At 66.0% G+C, this 14,169-nt stretch carries 11 protein-coding genes; 3 read left to right on the forward strand and 8 right to left on the reverse strand.

What is annotated here, in order from left to right; genetic code table 11:
- Positions 1 to 5 precede the first annotated feature (5 nt).
- Both ACUY1T_RS08430 and ACUY1T_RS08435 read right to left on the reverse strand, forming a co-directional pair.
- Positions 6 to 1,556: a formate dehydrogenase beta subunit gene (locus ACUY1T_RS08430; protein ID WP_446021801.1), complete on the reverse strand. Its 1,551-nt coding sequence runs from the start codon at positions 1,554 to 1,556 to the stop codon at positions 6 to 8.
- On the reverse strand, positions 1,556 to 2,053 hold the full coding sequence (locus ACUY1T_RS08435) for a formate dehydrogenase subunit gamma (protein WP_446021802.1): 498 nt from the start codon (positions 2,051 to 2,053) through the stop codon (positions 1,556 to 1,558). The genes ACUY1T_RS08430 and ACUY1T_RS08435 overlap by 1 nt, the downstream gene beginning before the upstream one ends.
- A 194-nt stretch (positions 2,054 to 2,247) precedes the next feature.
- Here ACUY1T_RS08435 and ACUY1T_RS08440 point away from each other — a divergent pair, with 194 nt between their 5' ends.
- A complete protein-coding gene (locus ACUY1T_RS08440) occupies positions 2,248 to 3,321 on the forward strand; it encodes a substrate-binding domain-containing protein (RefSeq protein WP_446021804.1) in 1,074 nt (357 codons plus the stop codon).
- A 14-nt stretch (positions 3,322 to 3,335) separates the two neighbouring features.
- Here the strand turns inward: ACUY1T_RS08440 and ACUY1T_RS08445 are convergent, their stop codons facing one another.
- Complete coding sequence (locus tag ACUY1T_RS08445; protein ID WP_446021806.1) at positions 3,336 to 4,436, reverse strand: FAD-binding oxidoreductase; 1,101 nt, start codon at positions 4,434 to 4,436, stop codon at positions 3,336 to 3,338.
- A 333-nt stretch (positions 4,437 to 4,769) separates the two neighbouring features.
- Between ACUY1T_RS08445 and ACUY1T_RS08450 the strand changes: the two genes are divergently transcribed.
- Entirely contained in the window at positions 4,770 to 6,056 is a 1,287-nt protein-coding gene (locus ACUY1T_RS08450; RefSeq protein ID WP_446021808.1) for an aromatic ring-hydroxylating oxygenase subunit alpha, read from the forward strand.
- A 97-nt stretch (positions 6,057 to 6,153) separates the two neighbouring features.
- Here the strand turns inward: ACUY1T_RS08450 and ACUY1T_RS08455 are convergent, their stop codons facing one another.
- Both ACUY1T_RS08455 and fdhA read right to left on the reverse strand, forming a co-directional pair.
- The gene (locus tag ACUY1T_RS08455) at positions 6,154 to 6,393 is read right to left on the reverse strand and encodes a hypothetical protein (protein WP_446021809.1); all 240 of its coding nucleotides are present in this window, start codon (positions 6,391 to 6,393) and stop codon (positions 6,154 to 6,156) included.
- A 257-nt stretch (positions 6,394 to 6,650) separates the two neighbouring features.
- Positions 6,651 to 7,844, reverse strand: coding sequence for a formaldehyde dehydrogenase, glutathione-independent (fdhA, locus tag ACUY1T_RS08460; protein WP_446021810.1), 1,194 nt, complete (start codon positions 7,842 to 7,844; stop codon positions 6,651 to 6,653).
- A gap of 281 nt (positions 7,845 to 8,125) precedes the next feature.
- Here fdhA and ACUY1T_RS08465 point away from each other — a divergent pair, with 281 nt between their 5' ends.
- The gene (locus tag ACUY1T_RS08465; protein ID WP_446021812.1) at positions 8,126 to 9,700 is read left to right on the forward strand and encodes a BCCT family transporter; all 1,575 of its coding nucleotides are present in this window, start codon (positions 8,126 to 8,128) and stop codon (positions 9,698 to 9,700) included.
- 373 nt (positions 9,701 to 10,073) lie between these two features.
- Here ACUY1T_RS08465 and etfB read toward each other — a convergent pair whose 3' ends face one another.
- Genes etfB through ACUY1T_RS08480 form a run of 3 tightly spaced genes read right to left on the reverse strand, consistent with a single transcriptional unit; the run spans position 10,074 to position 14,120 of the window.
- Positions 10,074 to 10,892 (reverse strand): electron transfer flavoprotein subunit beta, encoded by an 819-nt coding sequence (gene etfB / locus ACUY1T_RS08470; protein WP_446021814.1) that lies wholly within the window; start codon positions 10,890 to 10,892, stop codon positions 10,074 to 10,076.
- Positions 10,882 to 12,156, reverse strand: a complete 1,275-nt coding sequence (gene etfA / locus ACUY1T_RS08475; RefSeq protein ID WP_446021816.1) for an electron transfer flavoprotein subunit alpha — start codon at positions 12,154 to 12,156, stop codon at positions 10,882 to 10,884. Before etfA ends, etfB begins: the two co-directional genes overlap by 11 nt.
- Positions 12,153 to 14,120 (reverse strand): (Fe-S)-binding protein, encoded by a 1,968-nt coding sequence (locus ACUY1T_RS08480; protein ID WP_446021818.1) that lies wholly within the window; start codon positions 14,118 to 14,120, stop codon positions 12,153 to 12,155. The genes etfA and ACUY1T_RS08480 overlap by 4 nt, the downstream gene beginning before the upstream one ends.
- Between the last annotated feature and the right edge of the window lie 49 nt (positions 14,121 to 14,169).

Below are 14,169 nucleotides of genomic sequence, written 5' to 3' on the forward strand. Positions count from 1 at the left end.
CCCGCTCAACGCTGCTGCGCGTCGCGCTGCAGGTCTTCGGGAAAGTGTTTCATCACGCTCTGCACGGGGAAGGGCGTCATGCCGCCCATCGCACAGAGGGAGCCGTCCACCATGGTCTCGCACAGGTCGGCGAGCAGCTCGAGATTGGCCTCGCGGTTGTCGCCCGCGCGGATGCGATCGATCACCTCGACGCCGCGCACCGCGCCGATGCGGCAGGGGGTGCACTTGCCGCAGGACTCCACCGTGCAGAACTCCATGGCGAAGCGTGCCTGCTCGGCCATGTCCACCGTGTCGTCGAACATCACCACACCGCCGTGGCCGACCCCCGCACCCACTGCGGCGAAGGCCTCGTAGTCGAGCGGCAGGTCCCACTGGCTTTCGGGCAGGTAGGCACACAGCGGACCGCCTACCTGTACCGCGCGCAGCGGCCGTCCGTTGAAGGTACCGCCACCGAAATCCTCCATCAGCTTGCGCAGGGTGGTACCGAAGGCGAGTTCCACCAGCCCGCCGCGCTTGACGTTGCCGGCCAGCTGCAGCGCCAGGGTGCCCCGCGAGCGGCCCATGCCGTAGTCGGCATAGGCTTGCCCGCCGCGGCTGAGGATGAAGGGCACCGCGGCCAGCGACAGCACGTTGTTGACCACGGTGGGCTGGCCGAACAGCCCCTCGAGCGCCGGCAGCGGCGGCTTGAAGCGCACCATGCCGCGTTTGCCCTCGAGGCTCTCGAGCAGCGAGGTTTCCTCGCCGCAGATGTAGGCGCCGGCACCGAGTCGCACCTCGAGATCGAAGCGCCGCCCGCTGCCGAGGATATCGGCGCCGAGATAGCCGGCGGCCTCGGCGCGGGCAATCGCCTCATCGAAGATTTCGTGGGCCAATGGGTATTCCGAACGCAGGTAGACGTAGCCTTGGGTGGCACCCACGGCGAGACCGGCGATGGCCATGCCCTCGATCAACAGGTAAGGATCGCACTCCATGACCAGGCGATCGGCGAAGGTACCGGAGTCGCCCTCATCGGCATTGCAGACGATGTACTTCTGTTCGGCAGGAGCATCGAGCACGGTCTGCCACTTGATGCCGGTGGGAAACGCCGCCCCACCGCGACCACGCAAACCGGAGGTCTTGACCTCATCGACGATGGCCTGGGGCGAGAGCGAAAGCGCCTGCTCCAGGCCACGGAAACCGTCATGAGCGCGGTAATCGTCGATGGAGAGCGGATCGGTGACGCCGATGCGCGAGAAGGTCAGGCGCTGCTGGGCCTGCAGGTAGGGAATCGACTCGGCCGGCCCCTGGCAAAGCGACGATGCCTCGTCGCCTTCGAGCAGGCCGGCGTCGAACAGGCCGGACACGTCGCCAGGTTCCACCGGCCCATAGGCGATGCGTCCGCCAGCGGTCTCGACCTCGACCAGCGGCTCCAGCCAGAACAACCCGCGCGAGCCGTTGCGTACCAGCTCGATCTCGGCGCCACGAGCGGCCGCCTCCGCCTCGATGCGTGCGGCAACCTCGTCGGCACCGAGCGCGAGCGCCGTGGTTTCGCGGGGAACGAAGATCCTGATGCCCATCAGCTCACCTCCAGCACTTGGGTAGTCATCTCGTCGACCAGAAGATCGAGCTTTTCGGGCGTGACCCGGCCGTGGATGCGGTCGCCGATGCGCACCGACGGGCCGCAGGCACAGTTGCCCAGGCAGTAGACCGGCTCCAGGGTGATCTCGCGGTCGGCGGTGGTCTGGTGGTAGTCGATGCCGAGCGTCTCCCGTGCGTAACTCTCCAGCATCCGCGCGCCGCGCGCCTGGCATGCCTCGGCGCGGCAGATCTGCAGCACATGGCGCCCCGGTGGCACGCTGCGGAAGTGGTGATAGAAGCTGATCACGCCGTGCACCTCGGCACGGGTCAGCTGCAGCGATTCGGCGATGATCGGTACCGCCTCGCGCGGCACGTAGCCGCAGCGGTCCTGGATCGCATGCAGGATGGGAAGCAGAGCCCCGGGTTTGTGCTTCAGGGCGTCGATCTCGTCCCGAACCAGTTGGGGGGTCCACGGTTGGAAGGTGCTGTTGAGCATGGCCTGGCCTCGAAGCGAACGTATGGCGCGCTTGCTTGCGCCGGTACGTTCGAAGCTGCTGGTTACGGTCTGGTTATGTACTACAGTGCATATATTGGATAGAGTGCCTGTAGTATCACTTACTCGTGCGTACTTGTACGTACTTGTGAAAGTAGCAGCACTGCTCCCGTTTCGAAATATGAAAAACACAGCATATGAAACGCATTCGAATCGAGCCGGCCTGGTCCTTCACCGACGAGGCGGGTAACCGCCTGGATCCACAGCTGTTCGGGCTGCTTCAGGGCATCCATCGCAGCGGCAAACTGACCGAGGCTGCCGCCGAGGCAGGCATCTCCTACCGCCACGCCTGGAATCTGCTCAACAAGTGGGCAGACTTCTTCGGCGCCACGCTGGTGGAAATGCAAAAGGGGCGCGGCGCACGGCTCTCGCCGCTGGGCGACAAGCTGCTGTGGGCTCGCCAGCGGGTGTCCGCCCGGCTCGGCCCGCAGCTCGAGAGCCTGGGCTCGGAGCTCAATCTCGAGCTGCAACAGCTGTTCGAGGGCGTCGAACCGGTGCTGCGCATGCATGCCAGCCACGGCTATGCAGTGGCGCTGCTGCCCCGGTTCGCCAGCGACTTCCAGCTCGACCTGCAGTACTGCAGCCCCCAGGAGGCGCTTGCCGCGCTCAACCGCGGCGCCTGCGACGTGGCCGGCTACCACATGCCGACCTCGGCGACCCGCGGCCCACTAATGCAAGGCTACCGTCGCCAGCTACGGCCGCGCAGCCACTGCATCATTCGTTTCATCACCCGTTGCCAGGGGCTCATGGTGAGGCCGGGCAACCCCAAGGGCATCGCCGGCCTGGCCGACCTGTCACGCGGTGACGTGCGCTTCATCAACCGCCAGAAGGAGTCGGGTACCCGGGCGCTGCTCGATATCCTGCTGCGCGACGCCGGACTCTCGTCCCAGCGCATCCCGGGCTTCGAACTCGAGGAGTACACCCACTCCGCCGTGGCCGCCTACATCGCCGCCGGTATGGCCGATGTCGGCTTCGGCGTCGAGGCCGCCGCCCATCAGTTCGGCCTGGCCTTCCTGCCGCTGGCCCATGAGCACTACCTACTGGTATGCCAGCGCCGGAGCCTCACCGACCCCAGCGTCAAGCGCCTGCTCGAGATGATCCGCAGCGAGCCGTTCCTGCAAGCCGTCAGCGAGCTGCCCGGCTACTCACCGAATCGCTGCGGCGAGGTATGCAGCGTCGGAGAGCTGTTCGACGAAACCCAGCGGGGCTGAGTCCCGGTCAGGCATCAGAACTCGACCACCACGTTGCCGAGCGGCTTGCTGCAGCACGAGAGAATGTAGCCCTCGGCGATATCCTCGTCGGTAATGCCGCCGTTGTGCTCCATGTCCACCTGGCCGGAGGCCAGCGGTACCCGGCAGGTGCCGCAGATACCCATGCCGCAGGCCTTGGGAATATGCAGGCCCAGCTTGGCTGCGGCGGCGTGCACCGTCTCGCCCGGCTGGATGCGCACGCTCTTGCCGCTGGCGCTGAACTCCACCTCCAACGCTTCGGCGAGATCCGGCTCCTCGGCGCCGGCGATCTCGGCGAGTTCGAGCGCCTCTTCCTTCACATCGAGCGGCGTGGCACCGAAGGACTCCTCATGGTAGCGGCTCATGTCGAAGCCGTTGTCCTTGAGGAGATGCTTGACGGCATTCATGTAGGGCGTAGGGCCGCAGCAGAAGATCTCCCGCTCCAGGAAGTCGGGGGCCATCAGCTCCAGCATCTGCTGGGTCAGATACCCCCGGTAGCCGGCCCAGGCCTCACCCATCTCGTCGCTGCGCTCGCAGACGATATGCAGCTTGAACTCGGGAATGCGCGAGAAGATGTGCTCCAGCTCGCGGTGATAGATGATGTCCTTGGGGGTGCGCGCGCTGTGCACGAACTCGATGTTCACGGCGGCATTGGTATCGAAGTACCAGCGCACCATGGACATCAAGGGGGTAATGCCCACGCCGCCGGAGAGCATCAGGATCTTCTCCGCCGGGTAGTCGATGGCGTTGAAGTTGCCTACCGGGCCGTGCACCGCCAGCTCGTCACCCGACTTGAGGTTATCGTGGAGCCAGTTGGAAACCTTGCCGCCGGGCACCCGCTTGACGGTGATCGAGAAGCTGTAGGGAACCGATGGCGAACTGGAGATCGTGTAGGAGCGCATGATCGGCTCGCCATCGATCTCCAGCTCCAGGGTCACGAACTGCCCCGGCTTGAAGAAGTACAGCACCGGCTGCTCGGCCATGAAGCAGAAGGTACGAACGTCCCAGGTTTCCTGGATCACCTTGACGCAGCGCACCAGGTGGCGGCCGTTGGTCCAGGTCTGGGTCGTGACGGGGTTGAGAAAGTTCATGGTCATGTCGAGTCGCCTGGCATTGATCAGCGTGGAAGGCTCCGACTGCGGAACACCGCCTGCCGTTGAACGAATTTTGCGCCAGGCAGCAAGGCTTCGACTTGCCTGACTGCGACACGGGCATGCCCATGACTCCCACCGGGCGTCTCTTTTCTTCCTCCACGCGTCGCGCCTGCACTCATGTTTGTCGCCGGCAGACAACTGGGCGCCCGGCGGCTGATCCACACTCGCCGTATTCGTACCCCGGCACCCACACAATGACGACGCCGAATCCCTGACGACATCAACACCAACAATCCGACCGATGCCGCAGACGCGGCCAGTAATGAGGAAGTTTCCATGGACACACTCTCCCCGGCCCCCCTGGACGACCCCCTGGATCCGGCGCGTCAGGCAACCGCCAAGATGCTTGCCGAGCGCACGCGCAACTTCTCGCTGCCCCAGCCCTTCTACAACGATGCCCGCCTGTTCGCCCTGGACATGCAGGAGATCTTCGGCAAGGAGTGGCTGTTCGCCGGCATGACCTGCGAGATTCCCGCCAAGGGCAATTACATGACCCTGCAGGTCGGCGACAACCCGATCATCCTGGTGCGCGGCGACGGCGGCACGATCCATGCCTTTCATAATGTCTGCCGCCACCGCGGTTCGCGGCTATGCGTCAGCGACAAGGGCAAGGTCGCCAAGCTGGTCTGCCCCTACCACCAGTGGACCTACGAGCTCGACGGTCGCCTGCTGTTCGCCGGCAGCGACATGGGCGAGAACTTCGACCTTGGCGCCTACGGCCTCAAGCCGGTCCACGTACGCACCGGTGGTGGCTTCATTTTCATCAGCCTGGCTGAACAACCGCCGGCCATCGATGACTTCCTGGTCACCCTGGAGCACTACCTCGAGCCCTACGAGATGGACAACGTCAAGGTCGCCGTGGAGTCGAGCATCGTCGAGCAGGCCAACTGGAAGCTGGTGATCGAGAACAACCGCGAGTGCTACCACTGCAACGGCTCCCACCCGGAGCTGCTCAACTCGCTGCAGGAGTTCGACGACACCGACGACCCCCGCGCCACACCGGCCTACAAGGCGCTGGTAGCGAAGAAACAGGCCGACTGGGATGAGCAGCAGGTGCCCTGGCAGCTCAAGCGCTTTGGCAAGCGCAACCGGCTGACCCGCACACCGCTGCTGAATGGCGTGGTCTCCATGACCATGGACGGCAAGCCTGCCTGCCGCAAGCTGATGGGTCGGCTGACCAGCCCCGACATGGGCTCGCTGCGCATCCTGCACCTGCCCAACTCCTGGAACCACTTCATGGGCGATCACTCCATCGTGTTCCGCGTGCTGCCGCTGGGTCCGCAGGAGACGCTGGTGACCACCAAGTGGCTGGTGCACAAGGATGCCGTGGAGGGCGTCGACTATAACCCCGATGAAATGCGCCGGGTTTGGGACGCCACCAACGCCCAGGACAAGCGCCTGGCCGAGGAGAACCAGCGCGGCATCAACTCCAAGGCCTATCAGCCGGGCCCCTACTCGGAGACCTACGAGTTCGGCGTGATCGACTTCATCGACTGGTACAGCGAGCGGATGCAGGAGAACCTGGGCCGCAGCGCACCGCACCTGCAGCTGGTAGGCGGCTAAGCCTCTCGTTTCCCCCGACCGCAAACGATCGCCCCCGGCCTTGGCCGGGGGCGATTCGTTTCACTCATCTTCACAGCAAGGCTGCTCGGCCCGGCGTCTAGCCGACGGCAGGCCGCAGGTAGCGCGCGAGCGACTCGCGCACTTCCGGCTGCATGACGCCGGCCTGGGTTTCCAGCTCGGCGACCAGCGCCGGCAGGCCGGGTACCGCGCTGCGTGCGTGCTGCTGCGCGGCCAGCCGGGCGCATTCGTCGGGTTCGGCACCAGCGGGAACGTCGATGCCCAGCGCCACCAGGCGCTCGCGGAAATCCTCCGCATCAATCAGATCGGCGAACATCATCTCCCGCACCTCCCGCTACCGTTGGCTGTCGTATCCTCCATTAGCTTACCCGGCCAGTCCTTGCCCAGCCAGTGCTCAGGCGGCCACGCAGCCGTGAGGGTCGATAGCCCGAAATAGCTCGCCGCGCCGCCTTCAGCGTGCACCGCCGGCGAGCTCGGGCTCTTCCTTACGCGGCCACGCTGCCGTGAGGGTCGATAGCCCGAAATAGCTCGCCGCGCCGCCTTCAGCGTGCACCGCCGGCGAGCTCGGACTCTTCCTTACGCGGCCACGCTACCGTGAGGATCAATGACGAATTTCTTCGCCGCGCCACCGTCGAAGTCGGCATAACCCTGCGGTGCCTGATCCAGCGAGATTATCTGCACGTTGACCGCGTCGGCGATCTTGACTTTCTCGAACAGGATCGCCTGCATCAGCGGGCGGTGATACTTCATCACCGGGCATTGGCCGGTATGGAAGGAGTGGGACTTGGCCCAGCCCAGGCCGAAGCGCATGCTCAGCGCACCCTGCTTGGCGGCATCGTCGACGGCGCCCGGGTCTTCGGTCACGTAGAGACCCGGAATGCCGATCTGGCCGCCGGCACGCGTCATCTGCATTGCCGAGTTGAGCACGGTGGCAGGGGCTTCCTTGCCGTGGTTGCAGCCACAGGCATGCGCCTCGAAGCCGACGCAGTCGACGAAGGCATCGACTTCGCGCTCGCCGAGAATCGCCTCGAGCTTGTCGGCCATGTCGCCGTCCTGGGTCAGGTCGATGGTCTCGCAGCCGAAGCTGCGCGCCTGGGCCAGACGCTCCTCGATCATGTCGCCGACGATGACGCAGGCCGCCCCCAGCAGTTGGGCCGAGACCGCCGCCGCCAGGCCCACCGGGCCGGCTCCGGCGATGTACACGGTGCTGCCCGGTCCGACGCCGGCCGTCACGCAGCCGTGGAAGCCGGTGGGGAAGATGTCCGAGAGCAGGGTCAGGTCACGGATCTTCTCCATGGCCTGGTCGGTGTCCGGGAACTTCAACAGGTTGAAGTCGGCGTAGGGCACCATGACGTATTCGGTCTGGCCACCGACCCAGCCACCCATGTCGACGTAGCCATAGGCCGCGCCCGGGCGCGCCGGGTTGACGTTGAGACAGATCCCTGTGCGACCTTCCTTGCAGTTGCGGCAACGTCCGCAGGCGATATTGAAAGGTACGGAGACCAGGTCGCCCGGCTGGATGAATTCGACATCGCGTCCGCACTCGACCACCAGGCCGGTGATCTCATGGCCCAACACCAGGCCGGACGGCGCGGTAGTGCGTCCACGCACCATGTGCTGGTCGCTGCCGCAGATATTGGTGGTGACCACCTTCAGGATCACGCCGTGGTCGCATTTGCGATTGCCGAGAGCGAGTTCCGGGTAGGGAATGGATTCGACGTCGACCTTACCCGGGCCCTTGTAGACGACTCCGCGGTTGGCTTGGCTCATGGCTGGCTCCTTCACGTTGTTATGCGGCTGACCGGACTGGATCACGGCGCCGAGGGGATGGCGAGACGCCACCGAGCCAGCCTACGCCACACCTTGCACACCTCGTATACGCAAGGGCGACGTCGCCATGCGTGATATCGCCATGCCCAGGGTCCTTCGAGACAACCGCAGGTCGCTTTCACGACACCACCAACTTCCCAGGAAGCCAACAATGTCCGACCCGGGCTCGCCATCTCGCCCGGCACCCGCGCAACACCAAAAATAATCACGAGGAATCCCCCATGAAGCATGACGATGCACCGATCCTCAAACCGGGGCAGGACAATGCCCAGGTGCTGGGGATGGACTTCCATCATCCCGTCTTCCCCCTCTCAGCCCTGGCCATCCTGGGCTTCATCCTCTACGCACTGATCTATCCCGACGCCGCCAACAGCCACCTCACCGCGGCCCGCGGCTGGTCGATCGAGCACTTCGACTGGCTGTTCATGATCGCCGGTAACCTCTTCGTGCTGCTGTGCCTGGCGTTGATCGCCATGCCGATGGGGCGCATTCGCCTGGGCGGCAGCCAGGCCAGGCCGGAATACTCGACGCTCTCCTGGTTCGCCATGCTGTTTGCCGCTGGCATGGGCATCGGCCTGATGTTCTGGAGCGTGGCCGAGCCGGTAGCCTACTACACCGACTGGTACGGCACCCCGCTCAATGCCGAAGCGCACACCCCGGCCGGGGCCAGCGCAGCGATCGGCGCCACCATGTTCCACTGGGGCCTGCACCCCTGGGCGATCTACGGCGTGGTAGGGCTGTCACTGGCCTTCTTCGCCTACAACCGCGGCCTGCCGCTGACCCTGCGCTCGGCCTTCACGCCGATTCTCGGTGAGCGAGTGCGCGGCTGGTTTGGTCACGTCATCGACATCGTCGCGGTGCTCGCCACCATCTTCGGCCTGGCCACGTCACTGGGCTTCGGTGCCTCCCAGGCCGCGGGTGGACTCAACTATCTGTTCGACATACCCAATACCATCGGCACCCAACTGGCCATCATCGTGGTGGTCACCGCCGTGGCCCTGTTCTCGGTGTGGCGCGGTATCGACGGCGGCGTCAAGCTGTTCTCCAACATCAACATGGTGATCGCCCTGGCGCTGCTCACCTTCGTGATCGTTACCGGTGGCGTGCTGCTGTTCGTCAACAACCTGTGGAGCACTGCCCTGGCCTACGTCGGCCATATCGCACCGCTCTCCAACTGGATCGGCCGCGACGACACCACCTGGTACCACGGCTGGACGGTGTTCTACTGGGCCTGGTGGATCTCCTGGTCGCCCTTCGTCGGCATGTTCATTGCGCGGGTTTCGCGTGGACGCACGGTGCGCGAGTTCCTGATTGCCGTGCTGCTGGTGCCGACCCTGGTTACCCTGGTGTGGATGAGCGCCTTCGGCGGCACCGCCCTGAGCCAGTCGGCCGCCGGAGTCGGTGCCCTGGCCGACGGCATCAGCGACGTCTCGCTGGCGATGTTCCAGATGCTCGAGCACCTGCCGCTGACCACTGTGACTTCCAGCCTGGCGATCCTGCTGGTACTGATCTTCTTCATCACTTCGTCGGACTCCGGCTCGCTGGTGATCGATAACATCACCGCCGGCGGCAAGACCGATGCGCCCCGCGGCCAACGCGTGTTCTGGGCGGTGCTGGAAGGTGTCATCGCAGGCATTCTGCTCTACGGCGGTGGCAGCGCGGCGCTGGGTGCGTTGCAGGCGGGTGCCGTGGCTACCGGGCTGCCCTTCACCCTGGTGCTGCTGGGCATGGCCTTCTGCCTGGTGAAGGGATTGCGGGAAGAACAGCGCGGGCTGGCGGCGGCCAAGCTGGCCTGATACGCACGACTCTCCATCCCCTGACAGTGACCCCGGCCTTGGCCGGGGTCACTGTTTGTGGGATATGCCAGCCAGTTGGAACAGCATCGATTCATGTCACGAGCGATGAGAGGCTGCCCGCCAGTGCAAAACTCCGAGTGCCGCCTGCTGCATGAGGCAGCGACGGTCCGACGCAATGACCCCGGCCTTGGCCGGGGTCATTGTTGGTGGGATATGCCAGCCAGGCAGACACTGATTCATGCTGCGAGCGATGAGAGGCTGACCGCCAGTGCGAAACTCCGAGTGCCGCCTGCTGCATGAGGATAGCGAGGGTCCAACGCAATGACCCCGGCCTTGGCCGGGGTCATCTTTTGGTTAGGTGCTTCGGACCAGCCTAGCGAAGCACGCCCTCTTCTTTCAGCAACTTGAAGATCGCCTCGGCGCCCTGCTCCGGGGTCACGTCGGTCAGCACCTGGCCACTACCGCCTTCGGCCTTGGCCGCCGCGGCCTTGAAGCGCTCCCGCGCCGAAGTCGCCTTGATGATCTTGAGCCGCTTGGGGCGTTTGCGGGCAGGTGTGACGCTCCATTCTGCCTGGGCCTCGTCCCACACCGCCGCGGCGGGTTCGACCTCGATCTCACCTCGCCGGGCCGGCCCGAAGGCGCTCTGGCGAGCCGCCGCCGCGGCGGCGTCGACGGTGACGATAGCCGGTAGCCGCACCTGGAGCCGACGGCGCTGGCCACGCGGCAGGGCCTGGAGCAGCGTAGCCACGCCATTCTCGATCTTTTCCACGCCGGCCAGGCCACTGACCAGCGGCCAGCCCATGCGCTCGGCCAGCAGATAGGGCAACAGACCAGAGCCCTCTCCCTGCTCGGCTCGTTCACCGGCGATCACCAGCTGTGGCTGCGCGTCATTCAGCGTACTCGCCAGGGCAGGAATCACGTCGGCGCCGGACGGCTGCTCGACCAGGGTCAGTTCCGGCAAGCCCATGCCCAGGTAGCCGCGCATGGCGCTCTCGCTCTCTTCGTCGAGGCTTCCTGCATGCAGCAGCGTGACACGCCCCCCGCCGAGCGACATGGCCAGCTCCACGCCACGGGCATCCTGGTCGGCACGCCGCGCGCGACCGGTCACGGGATGGCGGCCGACCGAAACCAGCACGGTCACCTCGAGAGCGGTGTTGGCTTGTGCTTCAGTGTCATGGATGTCAGGCCGCATCACGCTTCTCCTCTCGTTGCCGCTGCACCATCTCGACCAGCGCTGCCAGGATACTGGCCGAGTCGCCGATCACCGCCAGGTCGGCGCGCTTGATCATGTCGCATCCGGGATCGAGATTGATGGCCACCACCTTCTCGCAGCTCTGGATGCCCTGCAGGTGCTGGATGGCACCGCTGATGCCCACCGCCACGTAGACCCGTGCGGTGACCCAGGTGCCGGTGGCGCCCACCTGGCGGTCGCGCGGCATGAAGCCATCGTCCACCGCCACCCGCGAGGCGCCTTCGGTCGCTCCCAGCACCTTGGCGGCATGGTGGAATCCCTCCCACTCCTTGACGCCGTTGCCAGCGGAGAGGATGAATTCGGCTTCGGCCAAGGCCACACCAGCCGGATCGACGGCTACCTGGCCCAGGTCTTCGATACGCGCCAGCAGGCGAGGCAGCGGCTGCGACAAGGCGAGCGGACGGGCCGCATGACGGGTCTCGGAGACCGGCTCGGCACATTCGGGCAACGCCAGGGCGACACGCGGCAGGGCGCGCTGGATATCGCTAGTGCCGGCGGCACCCCGTCCGGTACAGCGCCAGCCCAGCGGTGCCGCGTCGTCGGGCTCGATCTGCCAGACGCCAGCGGCGGGCCGCTCCTGGAGGCGTGCCGCCAACCGCCGCCCCAGGTCGGCACCACCCAGCTTGGAGTCGGGCAGCAACCAGTGAGACGGGGCGAGTTCAGCCTCGACGGCGGCGAGCGCCGCCAGACGGGCTTCCGGTGCATAGCCATCGAACAGCGCGTCATCGAGATGCAGCAGGCGGTCGACACCGGCCTCGTCGAATGACTCTTCCTTATGATTGCCGAAGACCACTGCCAGTACCGCACCCGGCCGCTCACTATCGGCATCGGCCAGCTGCCGGGCCAGGCCCAGCAGGTCGCGGTCGTGACTGGAAAGGCGTCCACCAGGCATGTCCGGCACCACCGACACCAGGAAGGCCGGCTCATCGATCGTCACCTGGCGGCGGCTGTCCTTCGTCTCCGCCGTGCCGGTAACGGCGTGGCCGCCCTGTTGGGCGCCGCTGCGATCGATGCGCTTGATGCCGTTGGGGCCGATGAAGCCCACCGCATGGGGGTTCTTGCGAATCACCCCATTGGGCCCCATCCACTCCGTCGCTACGGACATGCCCTCGCCAAGCTCTGCCAGCACGCTCAGATGGTCGGGGTGCAGGCGGTTTCTGGCGATCCACTCCTTGCGCGGATCGCGGCGCAGGATATCGCTCATGGTGTCACCTCCTCGACGGATGGCTGCGCGGCCCGGGTGTTACCTGAGGCAGCGGAACGCTCCATCAGGGCATCGGCCACCAGCTCGGCGATGTCGCGCACTTCGGCGCTGGCATCCACCACGCCTTCGAGCATGGCAGTGCACTGCGGGCAGCCGACCGCGACCAGCTCGGCTCCCGTCTCGCGCACGTCGTTCATGCGCATGTCGGGAATCCGCTGCTTGCCGGGAATGTCGGTGATCGGGGCTCCGCCGCCGCCGCCACAGCAGCGCGAGCGATAGCCCGAGCGCGCCATCTCGGCAACTTCGATGCCCAGCGCCTTGAGTACGTTGCGCGGTGCTTCGTACTCGCCGTTGTAGCGGCCCAGGTAGCAGGGATCGTGATAGGTGACCTTGCCCCCCTTCCAGGGCGCGAAGTGTAGGCGCCCCGCCTCATACAGTTCGGCGATGTAGGTGCTGTGGTGACGCACCTCATACACTCCACCCAGCTCGCCGTACTCGTTGCCGAGCACGTGGAAGCTGTGTGGATCGCAGGTGACGATGCGCTGGAAGCGGTACCGCGACAGGGTCGAGATGTTGCGCCGGGCGAGCGACTGGAACGTCGCCTCGTCGCCCAGGCGCCGCGCCACGTCGCCGCTGTCGCGTTCCTCGTTACCGAGTACGGCAAAATCGACCTCGGCGGCGCGCAGTACCTTCACCAGGGCCCTGAGCGTCCGCTGGTTGCGCATGTCGAAGGCCCCATCGCCGAGCCACAGCAGCACCTCCGCCTGCTCGACGTCGCGCATCAGGGGAAGGTTGAGGTCCGCCGCCCAGTGCATCCGCGAGCCGGGATCGAAGCCACCCGGATTGTCGGTGGCAATCAGGTTGTCGAGCACCTCGGCGCCCTTGTTGGGGGTATTGCCATGCTCCAGCGTCAGGAAGCGTCGCATGTCGACGATGGCATCGACGTGCTCGATCATCATCGGGCACTCCTCGACGCAGGCGCGGCAGGTGGTGCACGACCACAGCGTTTCGGCATCAACCAGCGCCGTGCCCTCGCGCGCCACGATCGGCCCATGGGGGGAGCCTTGGTGCTCACCGACCGGTTTGTCCGGGTAGGGAGAGCCGGCATACTTGGCATCGCTGCCGCCGGCCATGCCCACCACCATGTCCTGGATCAGCTTCTTGGGGTTGAGGGGCTGACCGGCGGCGAAGGCCGGACAGGCCGCTTCGCAGCGGCCACACTGCACGCAGGCGTCGAAGCCGAGCAGTTGGTTCCAGGTGAAGTCGCTGGGCGTCTCGACGCCGAGCGGGGCCTTGGGATCGTCCAGGTTCAGCGCCTTGAGGCCGGTGGAGCGGTTGCCCTCACCGAAGCGCTCGGGGCGGCGATGGAAGGCCAGGTGCAGCGCACCGGCGAAGGCGTGCTTCATCGGCCCGCCCCAGGTCATGCCGAAGAACATCTCGCCCAGGCCCCAGGTCAGCACCGCGACCAGCGCCAAGGCGAGGATCACGCTACCCGTGCCTTCGGGGAGGACCCCGACCGTCGGCAGAGTGATCAGGAAGACACTCAACGAAAACGCCATCAGGCTCTTCGGCAGCCGCATCCACGGCCCCTTGGAGAGCCGTGCGGGCGGATTGCGCCGCCGGCGGGCGACGAACAGGCTGCCCACGAACATCAGCGCACTGGCGGCCAGCAGCAGCCCGCCCAGTACCGGGTTGGCGAGCCCCAGGCCATGCACCAGGATCATCAGCACGGCAGCCGCGACGAAACCGCCGGCGGTGGCCACGTGGGTGTTGGACATCACTTTATCGCGCGCCACCACGTGGTGCAGGTCCACCAGGTAGCGCCGCGGCATGGCGGCGAGCCCGCGCAGCAGGTCGACCTGGGCGGGCCGCCCTTGGCGCCACAGGCGGATGCGCCGCACGGCGCCGATCACGGCCAGCGCCAGGGCGAAAAAGATCAGTATCGGCAGGAGGGTGTCGAGCATGGTGCTCACCTCGTCTCAGGAGCCGTTGACTTTGGCGTTAGCGTTGGCG

This window comes from Billgrantia sp. Q4P2 (assembly GCF_052806135.1).